We start from the raw sequence: 17,263 nt of genomic DNA, 5'->3' as shown, positions 1-17,263 counted from the left end.
TGCGTACCTTTGGTACCATGGAAATTGTATTTGCCACCAACAACCTCAACAAGCTGGAAGAGATCCGGCGGAAACTGGGAGATGATGTCACCGTCAGAAGCCTGTCAGATATCGGTTGCCGGGAAGAACTACCGGAAACCCACGAAACACTGGAAGAAAATGCACTTGAAAAAGCCCGTTACGTGGCCGACAAGTATGGGGTCAACTGCTTTGCAGACGATACCGGCCTGGAGATTGAAAGCCTGAATGGCAGACCCGGCGTATACTCAGCCAGGTATGCCGGACCTGAATGCCGCGCCGAAGACAACATGGCGCGGGTGCTGGAGGAAATGAAAGATCATACCAACCGCTCGGCATGCTTCCGTACGATTATTGCCCTGATCATGAACAGCAACCATCATCTCTTTGAAGGCAAAGTGAATGGAACCATCCTGGAACACAAACAAGGAGAAAAGGGTTTCGGATATGACCCGATCTTTCAGCCGGAAGGCCATGCCTTTTCTTTTGCGGAAATGACGATGGACGCTAAGAATCAGATCAGCCATCGTGCCAGGGCGGTGGAAAAACTGACCGCATTCCTGAAAGAATTACGGGTTACGAATGACGCATGATGAATGGCCATCCTTCACCAAAGCCATGGCACACGGGCAAACGACAAACCACAAACGACAAACCACAAACTCGGTAGGTTGTTAATCTCCGTCTGAGTACATTTGCACAAAGCCAAATCAGGTGTATACCGGCATGAAAATCAGGGTTGGAATTATTTTCGGTGGTGCGTCCAGGGAAAGGGAAGTTTCTTTCGCAGGCGGACGAACGGTGTATGACAATTTGAACAAATCCCTGTTCGAACCGGTACCGGTATTTGTTGACAGCTTCGGAAGATTCATCCTGCTCGAATGGCCTTACATATACAAAGGCAGCATCCGCGATTTCTACCCACCCTCTGACATGGTACCGGAGTCCGCCCATGGATTCCAGGTATACGCCGAAAGCATTACGGAACACAGCCATGGTGCGCTCACAGACAAATTGGGTAAACATATCGCCCCCGAACAACTGGCGGATCACATGGACATCGCCTTCCTGTGTTTGCACGGCACATATGGCGAAGACGGCAGGATTCAGGGCATGCTCGAATACCTGGGCATTCCCTATACCGGTTCGGGCATCCTTCCATCTTCCATCGCAATCGACAAGGTGGCTCAACGCAAATGGATGGACACCGCCGGTTTTCCATCACCCCGATACATGCAGGTAAGCAGGGAATCCTGGCGCGGGCAAAAAACAGATTTGTTCAGGGAAGCGGAAGAAAAAGTGGGCTTCCCCCTGGTGGTGAAATCAGCCCGGCAGGGATCTTCCATCGGGGTGAGCATCCTGATGGAAAATGATCCGGTTGCCTTTCAAAAAGCACTCGACAAAAGTTTTTTCTATCTGCAGCTCGAAAAGAAAGAGTGGGAAGATATTCAGGATAAGGTGCACTATATCAAACGCCTTTGTGATTTCAGGGAAAACCTGGGTTTGCCCTTGTTCTGCAACCGACAAATCATTCACCATCCCGATGCATTGCTGAAAACACTCACAAGCTGGTTTGATGAAAATAACACCCCCGCAACCCTGGAAAGTGTGGATGGTGAAGAAGACGTACTGATCGAAGCTTTCATTGAGGGCCGCGAGTTTTCCTGCATCGTGATACAAGACGAGAATGGCGCACCCATGGCATTACCGCCAACGGAAATACGCAAGCGCGGCAACCTGTTCGACTACCGTTCGAAATACCTGCCCGGGCTTTCGCGCAAGATCACACCCATTGATCTGCCAACAAACCAGATCAACGCCATCCGGCAGGCATGCGAACAACTGTTCGATGCATTGTTTTTTGATGTGTATGCCCGCATTGACGGATTTATCACACAAGAGGGAACCGTATTTCTGAACGATCCCAACACCACCTCCGGCATGATGCCGTCATCGTTCTTCTTTCACCAGGCAGCGGAAATCGGACTTAACCCCTCCCAATTCCTTAGCTACATCATCCAAACATCCCTCGTACAAAGGAAGCGGACATTCCGCCAAACCGGCGTATTGGATGGCTTGCTGAACAGAATGGACGAACTGCTGGCCGCCGAAAGAGCAGCGGAGGATGGAAAAACAAAAATCGCGGTCATCCTGGGAGGATACTCTTCTGAAAGGCACATTTCCGTGGAAAGCGGACGCAACGTATATGAAAAACTGGCGTCTTCCAGTACCTATCTCCCGGTTCCCATTTTCCTCACGGGGGATGAAAATGCCCACGCCCTTTACGAAATCCCGATCAACATTTTGTTGAAGGACAATGCCGATGACATCTGCGAAAAAGCCACGCATTTCCATATCCATGAAGTGATCAGGGATATCATCCAACGGGCTTCCGGCGTCACCCGTAAGTTCAGTCACCACGCATTCGATTTTGAGCCGAAGCAGATCAACTATGAAACGCTGAAGTCAAAAGTGGATGCCGTCTTCATCGCGCTTCATGGTCGCCCGGGAGAAGATGGTGCAGTACAAGCGGAACTGGAAAAACTGGGGCTTCCCTACAACGGTTCGGGCCCGGAAAGTTCCTCGGTTACGATAGACAAGTACAAAACCAACCAAATCCTCAGGGAACATGGCTTCCTCGTAGCCAACCACAGGCTGGTGGAAAAAGAAGAATGGGCAGCCGACCCGGCAGCCATGATGATGGACATCGAAAAGGGATTCAACTATCCCCTCATCGCCAAACCGGTGGACGACGGCTGCAGTTCGGCCGTGATCAAAATCAAAAACCGGGAGCAACTGGAAGCATACGCACGCACGTTCTTCCGCAGCGAGGATGAAATCTCGCCTTCCGATGCAAAAATGCTCGGTGTAACCAACCACGCGGAGTTCACACATAAGAAAACCTTCCTTGTGGAAAGCTTGATTTCCAAGGAAGGTGCGGACCACTTCCTGGAAATTACCGGTGGATTGCTTACGCACCTGGATCGCGACGGCCATATCCGTTACGAAGTGTTCGAGGCTTCTGAAGCACTTACCGAGGGAGATGTGCTTTCCCTGGAAGAAAAATTCCTCGCAGGTGAAGGTCAGAACATCACACCGGCGCGGTACAACTCCGATCCGAAGAAACGACAAGCCATATCCGATCAGGTGAGGGAGATTTTTGAAAAAGCGGCTTCCCTGCTGAACATACAAGGTTATGCAAGAATCGATGCCTTTGTAAGAACCTGGAAAGATGGAAAGGTGGAGGTAATATTTGTTGAAGTGAACTCGTTGCCAGGCATGACACCGGCAACATGTATCTTTCACCAAACAGCCATCAACGGGTACAAGCCATTTGAATTCATTGATAAAATTATGGAATTTGGGGCACTCAGAACCCAAATGAACAACCCAGTAAAAGCATAAAACCAAACCGTGCAATTGTTCCGATTCCTCACAAGCAAAGCGTTTTTTATCAACCTGTTGATCCTGGCCGGGATTGCGGCAGTATCGCTTTGGTTAACCATGAAATGGCTGGACAGCTATACGTTTCACGGCACATCGGTGGCCGTACCCGACTTCAAAGGGGTAAACATCGACAACCTGGATGAATTCGTTGCCGATAAAGAAGTGGGGTATGAGATCATCGACTCGGTATTTGACCTGTCTGCCAAAAAAGGAGCCGTACTCGATCAGAACCCCAAGGCGGATAGCCGGGTAAAGAAAGGCCGGAAGATTTACCTCACCGTAAATGCACAGCTCTCGGAAAGAATCCGTATGCCCGAATTGGCCGGTTTGAGCCTGCGACAAGCAAAGTCAATCCTGGCATCATACGACTTGCGCATTGATTCCGTGCAGATCGTTCCCAGCATTGAAAAAAATGCGGTGCTGAAGCAAATATACCGGGGTAAACCGATAAAGGCCGGCACTTCTGTGCCACGCGGTGCTTCCATCGTGCTGGTTGCCGGTGGCGGAATCGCCAGTGAAAAAACATTTGTTCCGCTGCTGTACGGTTTGACCCTCGAACAAGCCCGTGAAAAACTGGAAGCCAATTTCCTCAACCTGGGTGCCACCGTACCCGATCCGGACGGTGAGATCACAGATACTTCCCTGGCGGTGATCTACAACCAAACCCCAAAACCCACATGGGACCTAAATGTTTACCAGGGGTCATCGGTGGACGTTTACTATACCAACAATGCCAGCAAAGTACCTTCCGTAAAAATGCCGGCACCCTCCGATTCCACCCTAACCGATACAGAAAACCCGGAATGAAACAACTGATTTTCATATGCCTGGCATTGTGGTTACCGGCGGAACTATTCGGCCAGGAAGTGCTGATGAATCTGGATGTGAATCCCGCCTTGCAACAGGAACCGCCTGCGAATTCCATGCGGCTGCATGTCAACGACACATTGCCGCTGCCTTTTGTTGATGATTTCTCTCAGCAAAGTTCCCGCCCGTCATCCCTTCGTTGGAGTGATGCCTCGGTGTTCATCAACCCCGAATATGGCTACGATCCCATCACATTCGGAATGGCCACTTTCGACGGACTGGATGCCAAAGGGAAGCCTTACGACTTCACAAACCCCACCTCACACGGCTCCGCCGACACACTCACCTCGCTGCCCATCGCCATGGATACACTGGTGCCCGGCGACTCTGCATTCTTCAGCTTCTACTACCAGCCTACCGGGCGAGGCAATGCCCCGGAAAACAATGATTCGCTGCTGCTGCAGTTCTCCACGCCCGGGGTCGACTGGCACACGGTGTGGATGAAAGCAGGTAATGATACGAGCATCCACAGTTTCCATAAAGTGATTCTCACCATCAAAGACGCCAAATACTTTGAAAAGGGATTCCGCTTCCGGTTCCGCAACTATGCAACGCTATCAGGCAACATCGACCATTGGCACATTGATTATGTATATCTGTACATCCCGCAAGGACCGGGTGATACCCTGGCCAACGACATCGGGTGGACCGCCAGACCCACATCCTTTCTAAAAGATTACAGCTCCGTTCCGTGGAAACATTACCGCGACAACCCGATTGCCATGATGGCCGATACCGCTTATATACCGGTTCGCAACCTGAAAGATACGCTGGCCCTCATTGACATCGGGGCCAATATTCGTGACGCAGGCGGAAACGCCGTCAAAACCTACCCGGTAGGTGGTAACCTCATCACATCAAAAGGAATGCTGACCTACAAAATGCCGGTCAACTTCACATTCCCCGATAACGGCAAAGACAGCGCCGATTTCACCGTCACCTGTTTCAAAGGGAATTACAATGACCTCATCATTGACAATGATACCGTACGGGAAAACATCCACCTCTATAACTATTATGCCTATGATGACGGAACCGCCGAAAACGGGTACGGTCTGAATGCCGTCGGAGGTCGCATTGCCTATAAATTCACCACCCAGATCCCGGATACCCTGCGCGGGGTGCAGATGTATTGGAACCAGATGATCAACAACGTGAGCGGCATCTCATTCAAGCTTACGGTGTGGGATGGCGAAAACGAACCTGGTAACATCATTTATCAGGAAACAGGAAACCGACCAACGTATACAGACAGCCTGAACAAATTCCATACATACGTCCTCGACTCAGCCATCCAGATAACAGGCACTTTCTTCGTGGGATGGGTGCAGGTAACAACAGATCTCCTGAACCTCGGCCTGGATCGCAATAACCTGTCGAACGATCGCATGTTCTTCAATACAACCGGTAACTGGAGCAAATCACAGATTGCCGGTAGCTGGATGATACGGCCCGTCTTCGGAGATTCGCTGCCCCATACGGGTATCAAACCCAACGAAGCCACAACCCTGAACGGACTGCTGGTTTTTCCCAATCCCGCTAGTACACAACTGAATATCTCCTCCGACTGGCCGAACCAGACAAATGCCAGCTATGAAATCACGGATGTGGCAGGCCGGAGTATCCTGGCAAACACGTACAACCACCAACCCATTGACATTGCGGAACTGCCGGATGGCATTTTCTTCATCCGCCTGAAGCGTGATGACACCGGTGAGGTGAAACAAAGCCGGTTCATCAAAATAAACTGAAGCGATTGGAAGATTTTCTGACAGGAGACGACACCGAAGAACGGGAGTTTTATGAACACCACCGGTTCGAGGTGGACAAGGGCCAGGAACTGCTGCGGATTGACAAGTACCTGATGAACCGGCTGGAAAACACCAGTCGAAGCAAGATCCAATCTGCAGCTTCAGCGGGCAACATCCTGGTTAATCAGCAATCCATCAAATCCAACTATAAGGTCAAACCGGGGGATGTGGTCTCCATCGTACTGGCCCACCCGCCGCGTGACCGGGAACTGAAACCCGAGAACCTGCCCCTCAACATTGTGTATGAAGATGCGGATGTGGTAGTGATCAACAAAGCCGCCGGAATGGTGGTGCACCCCGGACACGGCAACTATACCGGAACCCTCGTCAATGCATTGGTCCATCACTTTCAAAACCTGCCAAGCATGGATGCCGATGAAGCAAGGCCCGGCCTGGTGCACAGACTTGACAAGAATACCACCGGCCTGATGGTGATCGCCAAGAATGAAATGGCCATGACCAAGCTGGCCAAGCAATTCTTTGACCGTACAATCGATAGAACCTACACCGCCCTGGTATGGGGCGATTTTGAAGAAGATGCAGGTACCATCACCGGTAACCTGGGCAGAAGCCTGAAGGACCGCAAGATCGTAACCGTATTTCCCGAAGGCGACCAGGGCAAACACGCCGTCACCCACTGGAAGGTGCTGGAACGTTTTCGCTATGTGACCCTGGTGGAATGCAAACTCGAAACCGGCCGAACCCACCAGATCCGTGTACATATGCAATACACCGGGCATCCGCTTTTCAATGACGACACATACGGAGGAAACCGCATCCTCAAGGGAACCACTTTCAACAAATACAGGCAATTCATTGAGAACTGCTTCACCCTGCTGCCACGCCACGCCCTCCATGCCCGTTCACTGGGCTTCACACATCCCACCACCGGCAAGAAACTTTTTTTCGACAGCGAACTACCGGACGATATGACACAGGTATTGGGAAAATGGCAACGCTACACAGGTGCCTCCACGGGCGACCAGGACGAGGTTGACGGATAAGAAGCGGCCGGAATCACGGCGAACCGATCCTCCGGCCACACCCATTTACCCCTGCTTTGTGTTGCTTCTCAGCGCCATCAGTTCATTCACGTGTACTTCCGTGAAATAGCGGGTTTGTCCTTCTTTATCCTCATATGTCCTGTATTTGAGCTTCCCCTCAATGGCCACTTCATTGCCCTTTTTCATGTACTTCTCAACGAATTCTGCGGTTTTCCCGAATGCCACTACATGGTGCCATTGGGTATCGGTTACCTTGTTTCCGCTTTCGTCTTTGAAAACCTCTGATGTGGCAACGGAGAATTTCGCCATTTTCCGTCCCTTGTCCAGGACCTTGATCTCAGGATCGTGACCGAGATTCCCGATCAGCTGCACCCTGTTTTTCAAATGATTCATATCCATAAGTTTTGGTTTGAGAATGCTGTGCCTCTTCCGGACACAGGGTACAAAGAAACCAGACTCAACCCGCCCAGTCGGTTGAGAAACAATTATAAACGGATATAAGCGACACCACCGATAAACCGGAACTTACGCATGTAACAACATCCAACACTTTCGCCCAACCAGTCGAAAGGTTTTTGCGACATTAAAAGAAAATCCATGGAACATGAATGCCTTGAATGCGGCGAACCTTTCAGCGGCAGGAGCGATAAAAAATATTGCTGCGATGCCTGCCGCAACCTGTACAACAACCGAGTGAACCTGCAAGAAAATCGCTATGTGAGGAAAATCAATGGCATTCTCGCCCGCAACCGGAGAATACTTGCCGCACTCCACGACCTGCCAAATGCCCGCCTGTACCGATCGGACCTGCTGCGATGCGGACTAGAACCCGCCTACTTCACCGGGTACAGTCAGAATGAAGACGGAACATTTCTGTACCGCTGTTATGAGTATACATATGTGATCGATAAAGACCGGGAAGTGCATATCGGCAAATCAACCGATCACACCAACGGGTTACAACAGGTGGCCGGATTTTACACCGCAATTGCAGCGCCGTAGTCCTTCACCACCCCATACAGCGTATCCCGCTCAATGGGGTGTTTGCCCGCCTGGCGGATCAGGGTCACCAGTTCTTCGGTGGTCAGCGTGGGAGATTGTTCCTCAGCACCTGCCATGGTGTAGATCTTTGTCGAATCGTCAATTGTACCGTCGATATCATCCACACCGAATGACAAGGAAATCTGTGCCGTATTGCGGCCGATCATGGGCCAGTAGGCCTTGATGTGGGAGAAATTGTCCATATAAATACGGGCGATCGCATAATTCCGCAGATCTTCCACAACCGACACTTCACCAAGGTCTGACATGGCGTTGCCCTGACTGCGGTACTTGAGTGGAATGAAGGTATTGAAGCCCCTGGTTTCATCCTGCATCCTGCGCAATTCATCCATGTGGTGGATGCGGTGTTCGAATTTTTCCAGATGCCCGTAAAGCATGGTGGCATTCGAGGGGATACCCAGCTGGTGCGCGGTGCGGTGGATCAGCAACCAGTTCTCAGCGCTGGCTTTGTCATCACAGATCTCCTTCCTCACGTCGGAGTGAAAAATCTCGGCGCCCCCACCCGGCAAGGAATCAAGCCCGGCTTCTTTGAGTTTCAGCAAACCTTCCTCCAGGGTGAGTTTGGCCTTACGAATCATGTATTCAAGTTCCACGGCAGTAAACGCCTTGATATGCAGGTCAGGTCGATAGCTGCGGATCTCACGCAGAAGGTCGCAAAAGAAATCCAGGTTAAGCTTGGGATGTACACCTCCCACAATGTGCACTTCGGTAATGGGCTTGCCGTCGTAGACCTTCACCATATCCATCATCTGCTGTTTGGTGAGCACCCATCCGTCTTCTTCCTGCTTGAGCAGGCGTGAATACGAACAGAATTTGCAGGTGAACACGCACAAGTTGGTGGGTTCGATGTGGAAATTGCGGTTGAAGAATGTGCGGTCGCCATGCAAACGATGACGCACGTGATCTGCGAGTACGCCCAGGTATCCCACCTCCGCCTGCTCATACAGCAGCAGGCCTTCTTCAGGTGTGATCCGTTCTTCAGCCTGCACCTTTGCAGCAATTTTCCTCAGATCTTCCGGAAGTTCACCGGAAGTCGCAAGCCATACAATATCTGCCGTCATGTGGATTTTGTTTGAAACAAAGGTACACGCTTCACGAAAATTACCCGGTCCGAAAGCGCAAAAAAAATCCGCACCACCCTTGAGGATGATGCGGAATAGCTATTCCATGACCTTAGCGTGCCAGGCGTATGCGTTCCAATTTTCTTTCCGTGGCTGTGCGGATCTCCGCAAAGTAGATCCCGTTGGGCTGTTCAGACAGGTCGATCCTGTATTTTCCACCCGTGCTGTTATATTCTTCAAAACGGGCCACCACAGTACCCAGTAGGTTGTATACCCTCACTTCCATGTTCACCTGTTGCGGAAAGGTAACTTCAAGGAAAATCACGTCGGTGGTTGGGTTGGGATACGTCTTAACCGACACTTCATTGTCCGGGGAAGAAGATACCGATACCCCCGCAAGCGTCTTTTCCGCACCCATGACCTGCAACACGGGCATGCTTAGCAACACCCACATGCAGCACGGCACGATCCACCGTAGCCTTATGTTTTGTACCATCCATCTCATAACCGATCCTTTTTACGCTTTCTATTAAAACGCTCCAACCCCGAAATGGTTACAGGTGAAGTGATGGATCCGGATGCCGGGCTTTGGTAAGTAGGTAGGGGCCCACCAGAACGATGCGTTCTCCCAGGCTGTCGAGGTATTGGCATTGGTCCACCCTGTCGATGCGGTAATCATAGGAAATGGGATCGGGTGGGTAATACAGGGCACGGTATGATATCACGGCTTCTTCCAGGGCATTTGATCTAAGGGCTTGCTCCGTATCCACCCCATAGATCAGCTTGAACTTTTCATACCATGGCAAAAGGAATGACGGTTCATGGATAATGGCCTTGAACCCGATCACTGAAGGCCGTTGCGCTTCACAAGCAAAGGATGTGTTATCCGGGCTGTACAGGAACAGGGCATCCTTGGGCGTATGTTCCCGGATCCATTCATGCATCTTAGCCAGGTCGCCATGGGGGTAGTTACCTATCTGGTAACGATCTTCCAACACCTTTCCGCTTACGGGTATGTCACCGGAATTGGTAAGCACCAGGAGGGCCAGCAGCGCACCCACCACCACCACATTCCTCAGGTAAGCCAGCACCGTGTACATGGATATCCAAAGCTGGATTGTTTTACTGATTACGATGGACAACAGGATGGCCGATATGGCTGCCAGCCAAATGGTGGTTTTGAACCACTGCAGCTTGCCGATGAACCGGAACCCGGGTACGGCTATGGCCAATGAATACAGTACCAATCCCAGCAAGATGATACCGATCATCAGGGACACACGGGGTTTTTCCACCTTCAGGCGGAACAGGTACATACATACCAGCGCCGCCAGCAGCAGTATTCCGAGCTTGACATATTCACGGGTGGGAAAGAGCGACGGCAAATAGTGGAGATAATTGCGAAAGCGGTACAGCAACTCATAATACAGATCGTGATCATAGGACACATGCATCCAGAACTGTCGGTACAGAATGGGCACCAGCATGGGGGCGGCACTCAGGATAAAGTACAAGGCTGTTTTCCCGGCAAGCTTCCATCGTTCATGTTTTTCAAAGATCAGGTTTACGCACATCAGCACCAGGAAGAGTTGCAACCCCACCAATACCTGAAACACAGATGCGAAACCCAACAACAACGACATCCATACCCACTTTTTCTCGAAGAATGCTGCCAGGCCACCAAGTGCAAATGCCTTCGCCAGGGTGGTACAGATCAGCGTGGGATCTTCAATGTGGTTCCCTCCCACCGTAAAATTGAAGAAGATGAACAGCACAAAGACGGGGCTCAGGTATGGGGCCAGCCGGTCCAGGCTGAAATAAGCCGTGATACGCATGATGGAGTAGGATGCGGCGCTGATACATAACAAGGTCAGTACGAAACACCATGCATCCAACGGCATCACCGCTGTCCCATACACGAGCAGATATACATATATGTCGCGGATGGTGAACTGCCGGGTGGCCATCTCCACAAAATAATCCCCATGGTAAAGAGAAGGATCCAATGCCTTATACACCAGCGGCAGATGTTCGGCCTGATCCCCGGAGTTGAACGCATACCCTTTCACAAGCAGGAAAAGACACGCGATGAACACGGAATACAGTCCGTAAGTAAGAAAGCTCTGAATGTATGGGTTTTTGACTTGCATACCTCCCAAACAAAAGTAACGTATTTTTACATCGCAAAACCGCTGGTAAAATGGCCCGGATATTATTGGCAGAAGACGAGGAAAACCTGAGGAAAACCCTGAAACTCAACCTGGAGCTGGAAGGCAATGAAGTGCTGACAGCCGGCAACGGGCACGAGGCTTTGCAGATCTTTCCTACAGCCCGTTTCGACCTGGTGATCCTGGATGTGATGATGCCGGAACTGGATGGCTTTGCCGTATGCCAGGCCATCCGTTTGCGAGACCGTGACACGCCCATCCTTTTTCTCACCGCCAGGAATGCGGGAACAGACAGGGTGCAGGGACTGAAACTTGGAGGTGACGATTATCTGGCCAAACCCTTCAACCTGGAAGAGTTATTGCTGAGGGTCCGGATCCTCACCCGCCGAAGAAACCGCTACCCATCGGATGTTTATGAGCGAAGCATTGGAGATGCATGTAACATCGGTCCGTTCCGGGTTAACTTCAAAACCTTTGAAATCATAGGCCCCGATGAGCAAACCCGCAAGATCACCCAGAAGGAAGTACTGCTGCTGAAACTCCTTACCGAACAAGAAAACGAAGTGGTATCGCGGGAACAAATCCTGGAAAAGGTTTGGGGTTATGATGTATTCCCATCTACCCGAACAATCGACAACTACATTGTGAACTTCAGGAAGTATTTCGGCGACGACCCGCGTGAACCAAGGTATTTCCATTCGGTAAGAGGCGTGGGGTACAAATTCACGGGAAAATAATGTGGGAATGGACTATTGTTTCGAATTATCAATTGCGTATATTTGCAACGAAAATTGTCTGAAATGAACTTTCAACCCGCGTATATCGTTCAACCTGCCTCAGCAACCAACATGTGTTGTTGTGCTTGTTGCTGCCTTGAAAAGCAGTCGGGAAACGGTATACCCAGGGCATAACAAAATATAAGAAAACCCTTAAAAGCCTTTCCTGACACACCTGGAAAGGCTTTTTTTTTGAATCCAACAAACCCATACATATGCAAAGTTTCAGGACAGAATTGGAAAACCCCATCGTTGAGAAAGACATCCTCGACCTGGAAAAGAAAATCCGCCTTTTCCGCGACGGCAAAATCGACGATGAAAAGTTCCGCAGCCTGCGTCTGGCACGCGGTATCTACGGCCAACGTCAGCCGGGGGTACAAATGATCCGCATCAAATTTCCCTTTGGGCGCATCACTACTGAACAGATCTACCGCCTGTCCGAAGTAAGCGATACCTTCTCCACCGGCAAGCTCCACCTCACCACCCGCCAGGATGTACAGATCCACTACGTAAGCCTGGATCGCACACCGGAGCTCTGGGCCGAACTCGAAAAAGATGCCATCACCATCCGGGAAGCCTGCGGAAACACCGTTCGCAACGTAACCGCTTCCCACCTGGCAGGCGTCGATCCCCAAGAACCTTTTGACGTATCCCCCTACGCCCAGGGAATCTTCGAATATTTCCTCCGCAAACCCTTCGGTCAGGAACTGGGAAGAAAGTTCAAGATCGCTCTCTCTTCTTCCGATGAAGACACGGCCTATACCTTCATGCACGACCTGGGTCTCATCCCCAAGATCAAAACCATCGATGGAAAAGAAGTGCGCGGATTCAAGGTGATGATCGGAGGCGGACTGGGCGCCCAGCCGTTCCCGGCGCTTGTGGCCTACGACTTCCTCCCCGAAGACGAGGTGATCCCCTTCATTGAAGCAACCATCCGCGTGTTCGACCGGCATGGTGAAAGAGCACGCCGCAACAAGGCGCGCATCAAATACCTGATCCATGAGATCGGCCTGGATGCCTTCATGCAACTTGTGGAAGCAGAACGCCCCGCCGTTCCAAACCAAAAAGTGGCTTTCAACCACAACGCCGTTCCGGAACCCACACCGCCGCCGGTATTCGCAGGTAACGGAACAGCCCCCAAAAACACCGACCTGTTCCAGGCGTGGAAGAAATCCAACGTGATCCCGCAAAAACAGGAAGGTTTTGTTGCCGTACAGATCAAGATCAAACTGGGTAACCTGACCACCGACCAGGCCAGGAAGTTCGCCGATATCGTAAAGCAATATGCCGCCAACGATATCCGCATCACCATCAACCAGGGGTTCCTGCTGCGCTATGTGCGTGAAGAAAGCCTGATCGCCCTGTACAATGCCCTTGACGAAATCGGGTTCACCGAATCAGGATTCGACAGCGTAGCCGACATCACCGCATGCCCAGGCACCGATACCTGCAACCTGGGTATCTCCAACAGCACAGCAACTGCGCTGGAACTGGAACGTGTGATCAGGGATGAATACCCCGACCTCATCTACAACCAGGACATCAAGATCAAGATCAGCGGCTGCATGAACTCATGCGGACAACACGGACTGGCCCAGATCGGTTTCCACGGAAGCTCCATCAAGAATGGCGACCATACCTTGCCGGCCCTCCAGTTGCTGCTCGGAGGTGGTATCGTGGGCGATGGCATCGGTCGCTTCGGCGACAAGATCATCAAGGTACCCAGCAAACGGGCACCCCAAGCGTTGCGCACCCTGCTGGATGACTATCATGGTAAGGCACAGGAAAACGAAAACTACAACACCTATTACGACCGCCAGGGGAAAGATTACTTCTACCAGCTTCTGAAGGAACTGGGCAACAAAGAGACTGTGACTGACGACGAATATATCGACTGGGGTAACTCAGCCCGCTATGTACAGGAAGTGGGTGTGGGCGAATGTGCCGGTGTGATGATCGACCTGGTACAAACCCTGCTTTTCGAAGCGGAAGAAAAAGCCGAATGGGCCGCTGAAGCACTGGCTGAAAAGCTCTATGCAGACAGCATGTACCATAGCTACAGCGCCATGGTGAGCGGTGCCAAAGCGTTGCTGACCTCCAAAGGTGCCAAGTGCAACACCCAGGCCGGTATCATCCGCGACTTCGATACGGAGTTCGTAGACAAAGGCCTGATCAAACTGGATCAGAGCTTCCAGAACGTGGCCCTTCGCATTCAACAACAAAAAGCAGACGCCGCCTTTGCACAGGATTACCTGAACATTGCAAAAGATTTCCTGCAACAACTACGTGCCGTAAGTACACAACCATCCAACAATGCCGTCAACACGCCATCCTGAGCAAGGTAAACTCACCCTCGTGGGTGCGGGTCCGGGTGACCCCGAGCTGATCACGCTGAAAGGTGTGAAGGCGCTCAGGGAAGCCGATGCCGTGCTGTACGATGCACTGGTGAACGAGTCGCTGCTGGACCATGCACGGCCCAATGCCCAACGCATCTTTGTGGGCAAGAAAGCAGGTAACCACGCCTATGCCCAGGAAGAGATCCACGCGCTGATCGCCCATTTATGCAAACAAGGATTGCATGTGGTTCGCCTGAAAGGTGGAGATCCGTTTGTGTTCGGGCGCGGATGGGAAGAATGGTCGTTCGCAGAAACACTCGGCTTTCCCGTGGAGATCGTGCCCGGCGTGACCAGCGCCATTGCGGTTCCGGAAAGCCTGGGCATCCCCATCACCAAACGACTCGAATCCGAAAGTTTCTGGGTGGTCACCGGTACCACATCCGGCAACCGCCTCTCCAAAGACATTAGGCTGGCTGCCCAATCATCGGCTACCGTGATCGTACTCATGGGACTCGGCAAGATCCGGCAAATCCTGCAACTTTTCAGCGAACAGGGTAAAGACAACGTTCCCGCCGCCGTGATCATGGAAGGCACCACCGATCATCAACAATGGGTAACCGGCCATGTGCACAACCTGGCTGAGCGCACCGAAGCCGCAGGCATCCAGTCACCCGCCATCATCGTGATCGGCGAAGTGGTGGCCGATATCCGAAAAGTGCATCCCGAACACATCAACCGCTCCGCAACAGAAAAATGATATGACCCTGCAGCACCCCAATACCCTCATGCCCATCTTCCTGAAACTGGAAGGTCGCCGCATACTTGTGGTGGGTGGCGGTGCGATCGGACTGGAAAAGATCGGTGCGTTGCTGCGGAATGATCCGAATGCACGCATCCATGTAGTGGCACCCGAGATCCGCGAAGAGATCCGGGAACTGGCTGCAACACGTACCATCACCCTCGAACAACAAGCCTACAACCGTTCACACATTGAACAGGCTGACCTGGTCTTCGCCGCCACCAGCCTCCGGGAAGTGAACGAACAGGTGGCAAAAGATGCCCGTGAGGTCAAGGTGCTGATCAACGTGGCGGATACGCCGGACCTATGCGATTTCTACATGTCGTCCATCGTACTGAAAGGTGACCTGAAGATCGCCATCTCCACCAACGGCAAATCACCCACGGTGGCCAAACGCCTGCGCGAATATTTTGAGAAATGGATCCCGGACGAAATCAACGAGGTGATGCAGAACCTGCATGTGCTGCGCGAAAAACTCCGGGGTGATTTCAGCCACAAGGTGAAAACCCTGAACGAAGCCACCAAAGTTTTTGAAGAGGAGGAAAACGCATGAGTACCCTCACCGCATCACAAACCGACCTCCTACGCCACAGCGAGGCACTGGCAACATTCGTGGGAAACACACCGCTGTTCCCCATCACACGCGTGTTCAGCAAACCCGGCGTACGCATCTTCGCCAAACTGGAATGGCAACAGATGGGACAAAGCGTGAAAGCCCGACCCGCCTTCCGCATCCTGCAGGAAGCCCTGCGTGCCGGACTCGTGTCTCCTGAAAAAGGATTGCTGGATGCCACCAGCGGCAACACCGGCATTGCTTATGCCACGTTCGGCGCCGCACTTGGCATCCCCGTAACCCTGTGCCTGCCCGAGAATGCCAGCGAGGAACGCAAGACCATCTTGAAATCACTCGGCGTGAACATCGTGTATACATCCCGTTTCGAAGGCACCGACGGCGCCCAGGAGAAGGCAAGGGAACTGATGAAGGAGCATCCCGACCGGTATTACTATGCCGACCAGTATGGAAACAACAACAACTGGCTCGCACACTACGAAACCACCGCACAGGAAGTGCTTGAACAAACATCTGGAACAATCACGCACTTCGTTGCCGGGTTAGGCACCACCGGAACATTCACCGGCACCGGCCGGAAACTGAAAGAAACGAATGCCGCCATTCAGCTGGTCGGACTGCAACCCGATACGGCCATGCACGGACTGGAAGGATGGAAACACCTGGAAACCGCTGTAGTACCCGCCATTTACGACAGTACACTTGCAGACGCCGTGCTGGACGTGGATACACTCGGTGCCTATGAACTGATCAAGGAAACCGCCCGCAAGGAAGGCCTGCTCATCAGTCCGTCGGCCGCAGCCAACCTCCAGGGTGCCATCAAGGTGGCCAACAGCATAGATAAAGGAACAATCGTGACGGTATTCGCAGACAATGGCGACAAGTACCACGATGTATACAAACAGATTTTCTGATGAATGTAAAGATCGATACCCACGCATTGAACACCATGCACCAGCATGCAACGGAAGCATTCCCCAACGAATGCTGCGGATTCATGTACGGCAGCGACGGCAATGAAAGGATCATCTCCCTCGCCCGCCCGGTAATCAATAGCAAGGACGGCGACCAACGCAGGCGCTTTGAGATCTCGGCGTTCGATTACATGAAAGCCGAACAGTATGCGATGGAAAACAACACCACCCTGCTGGGCGTGTACCATTCGCATCCGCAGCATCCGGCCATCCCGTCAGAACACGACCGCAAACAGGCCATGCCCTGGTTTTCTTATGTGATCGTTTCGGTGATGAACGGAACGGTGGATCACACACGCTCATGGCGCCTGAACGAAGAAAAACAGTTTGACGAAGAAGCTTTGGAAATCCCAGTATAATCAAGATAAA

The 17,263-nt window shown here is 51.9% G+C and carries 16 protein-coding genes; 12 read left to right on the top strand and 4 right to left on the bottom strand.

Annotation, left to right across the window (positions count from 1 at the left end):
* Positions 1-17 precede the first annotated feature (17 nt).
* The 5 genes from H6585_01220 to H6585_01200 all read left to right on the top strand — a co-directional run bounded on the left by H6585_01220 (position 18) and on the right by H6585_01200 (position 7,147).
* Positions 18-611, top strand: coding sequence for a non-canonical purine NTP diphosphatase (locus tag H6585_01220; protein MCB9446948.1), 594 nt, complete (start codon positions 18-20; stop codon positions 609-611).
* A gap of 139 nt (positions 612-750) precedes the next feature.
* Complete coding sequence (locus H6585_01215; GenBank protein ID MCB9446947.1) at positions 751-3,423, top strand: D-alanine--D-alanine ligase; 2,673 nt, start codon at positions 751-753, stop codon at positions 3,421-3,423.
* 9 nt (positions 3,424-3,432) lie between these two features.
* Positions 3,433-4,272, top strand: coding sequence for a PASTA domain-containing protein (locus H6585_01210; protein ID MCB9446946.1), 840 nt, complete (start codon positions 3,433-3,435; stop codon positions 4,270-4,272).
* A complete protein-coding gene (locus H6585_01205) occupies positions 4,269-6,083 on the top strand; it encodes a T9SS type A sorting domain-containing protein (GenBank protein ID MCB9446945.1) in 1,815 nt (604 codons plus the stop codon). The genes H6585_01210 and H6585_01205 overlap by 4 nt, the downstream gene beginning before the upstream one ends.
* Positions 6,080-7,147: an RluA family pseudouridine synthase gene (locus H6585_01200; GenBank protein ID MCB9446944.1), complete on the top strand. Its 1,068-nt coding sequence runs from the start codon at positions 6,080-6,082 to the stop codon at positions 7,145-7,147. The genes H6585_01205 and H6585_01200 overlap by 4 nt, the downstream gene beginning before the upstream one ends.
* A 45-nt stretch (positions 7,148-7,192) precedes the next feature.
* On the opposite strand, the gene H6585_01195 is transcribed toward H6585_01200, so the two are convergent.
* On the bottom strand, positions 7,193-7,540 hold the full coding sequence (locus H6585_01195; GenBank protein MCB9446943.1) for a single-stranded DNA-binding protein: 348 nt from the start codon (positions 7,538-7,540) through the stop codon (positions 7,193-7,195).
* Positions 7,541-7,744: 204 nt separating this feature from the next.
* Between H6585_01195 and H6585_01190 the strand changes: the two genes are divergently transcribed.
* Positions 7,745-8,149, top strand: a complete 405-nt coding sequence (locus H6585_01190) for a hypothetical protein (protein ID MCB9446942.1) — start codon at positions 7,745-7,747, stop codon at positions 8,147-8,149.
* On the opposite strand, the gene mqnE is transcribed toward H6585_01190, so the two are convergent.
* From mqnE to H6585_01175, 3 genes are all read right to left on the bottom strand, one after another.
* Entirely contained in the window at positions 8,125-9,270 is a 1,146-nt protein-coding gene (gene mqnE, locus H6585_01185) for an aminofutalosine synthase MqnE (GenBank protein MCB9446941.1), read from the bottom strand. The genes H6585_01190 and mqnE overlap by 25 nt on opposite strands.
* Before the next feature lie 112 nt (positions 9,271-9,382).
* The gene (locus H6585_01180) at positions 9,383-9,775 is read right to left on the bottom strand and encodes a T9SS type A sorting domain-containing protein (GenBank protein ID MCB9446940.1); all 393 of its coding nucleotides are present in this window, start codon (positions 9,773-9,775) and stop codon (positions 9,383-9,385) included.
* A 49-nt stretch (positions 9,776-9,824) separates the two neighbouring features.
* Positions 9,825-11,420, bottom strand: coding sequence for a hypothetical protein (locus tag H6585_01175; protein MCB9446939.1), 1,596 nt, complete (start codon positions 11,418-11,420; stop codon positions 9,825-9,827).
* A gap of 50 nt (positions 11,421-11,470) precedes the next feature.
* On the opposite strand from H6585_01175, the gene H6585_01170 reads away from it, so the two are divergent.
* The 6 genes from H6585_01170 (at position 11,471) to H6585_01145 (ending at position 17,253) form a co-directional block, all read left to right on the top strand.
* Positions 11,471-12,175, top strand: a complete 705-nt coding sequence (locus H6585_01170) for a response regulator transcription factor (GenBank protein ID MCB9446938.1) — start codon at positions 11,471-11,473, stop codon at positions 12,173-12,175.
* 254 nt (positions 12,176-12,429) lie between these two features.
* On the top strand, positions 12,430-14,550 hold the full coding sequence (locus tag H6585_01165; GenBank protein MCB9446937.1) for a HEPN domain-containing protein: 2,121 nt from the start codon (positions 12,430-12,432) through the stop codon (positions 14,548-14,550).
* The gene (gene cobA / locus H6585_01160) at positions 14,528-15,307 is read left to right on the top strand and encodes a uroporphyrinogen-III C-methyltransferase (protein MCB9446936.1); all 780 of its coding nucleotides are present in this window, start codon (positions 14,528-14,530) and stop codon (positions 15,305-15,307) included. Before H6585_01165 ends, cobA begins: the two co-directional genes overlap by 23 nt.
* A gap of 1 nt (position 15,308) precedes the next feature.
* Positions 15,309-15,902 (top strand): bifunctional precorrin-2 dehydrogenase/sirohydrochlorin ferrochelatase, encoded by a 594-nt coding sequence (locus H6585_01155; protein MCB9446935.1) that lies wholly within the window; start codon positions 15,309-15,311, stop codon positions 15,900-15,902.
* Positions 15,899-16,834, top strand: coding sequence for a cysteine synthase family protein (locus H6585_01150; protein MCB9446934.1), 936 nt, complete (start codon positions 15,899-15,901; stop codon positions 16,832-16,834). The genes H6585_01155 and H6585_01150 overlap by 4 nt, the downstream gene beginning before the upstream one ends.
* Entirely contained in the window at positions 16,834-17,253 is a 420-nt protein-coding gene (locus tag H6585_01145) for a M67 family metallopeptidase (protein MCB9446933.1), read from the top strand. The genes H6585_01150 and H6585_01145 overlap by 1 nt, the downstream gene beginning before the upstream one ends.
* Positions 17,254-17,263 lie beyond the last annotated feature (10 nt).

It is taken from the genome of Flavobacteriales bacterium, assembly GCA_020635855.1.
Taxonomy (GTDB): Bacteria; Bacteroidota; Bacteroidia; order JACJYZ01; family JACJYZ01; genus JACJYZ01.
Note: the sequence above shows the minus strand (reverse complement) of the source record. Positions and strands in the feature narration are given on the sequence as shown.

What these genes read in the sequence shown, in the direction of transcription:
- H6585_01170 (MCB9446938.1), top strand. Translation starts at nt 11,471, where the DNA reads ATGGCCCGGATATTATTGGCAGAAGACGAGGAAAACCTGAGGAAAACC.
- H6585_01175 (MCB9446939.1), bottom strand. Translation starts at nt 11,420, where the DNA reads ATGCAAGTCAAAAACCCATACATTCAGAGCTTTCTTACTTACGGACTG.
- H6585_01190 (MCB9446942.1), top strand. Translation starts at nt 7,745, where the DNA reads ATGGAACATGAATGCCTTGAATGCGGCGAACCTTTCAGCGGCAGGAGC.
- H6585_01205 (MCB9446945.1), top strand. Translation starts at nt 4,269, where the DNA reads ATGAAACAACTGATTTTCATATGCCTGGCATTGTGGTTACCGGCGGAA.
- H6585_01155 (MCB9446935.1), top strand. Translation starts at nt 15,309, where the DNA reads ATGACCCTGCAGCACCCCAATACCCTCATGCCCATCTTCCTGAAACTG.
- H6585_01165 (MCB9446937.1), top strand. Translation starts at nt 12,430, where the DNA reads ATGCAAAGTTTCAGGACAGAATTGGAAAACCCCATCGTTGAGAAAGAC.
- H6585_01195 (MCB9446943.1), bottom strand. Translation starts at nt 7,540, where the DNA reads ATGAATCATTTGAAAAACAGGGTGCAGCTGATCGGGAATCTCGGTCAC.
- H6585_01150 (MCB9446934.1), top strand. Translation starts at nt 15,899, where the DNA reads ATGAGTACCCTCACCGCATCACAAACCGACCTCCTACGCCACAGCGAG.
- mqnE (MCB9446941.1), bottom strand. Translation starts at nt 9,270, where the DNA reads ATGACGGCAGATATTGTATGGCTTGCGACTTCCGGTGAACTTCCGGAA.
- cobA (MCB9446936.1), top strand. Translation starts at nt 14,528, where the DNA reads ATGCCGTCAACACGCCATCCTGAGCAAGGTAAACTCACCCTCGTGGGT.
- H6585_01145 (MCB9446933.1), top strand. Translation starts at nt 16,834, where the DNA reads ATGAATGTAAAGATCGATACCCACGCATTGAACACCATGCACCAGCAT.
- H6585_01220 (MCB9446948.1), top strand. Translation starts at nt 18, where the DNA reads ATGGAAATTGTATTTGCCACCAACAACCTCAACAAGCTGGAAGAGATC.
- H6585_01180 (MCB9446940.1), bottom strand. Translation starts at nt 9,775, where the DNA reads ATGAGATGGATGGTACAAAACATAAGGCTACGGTGGATCGTGCCGTGC.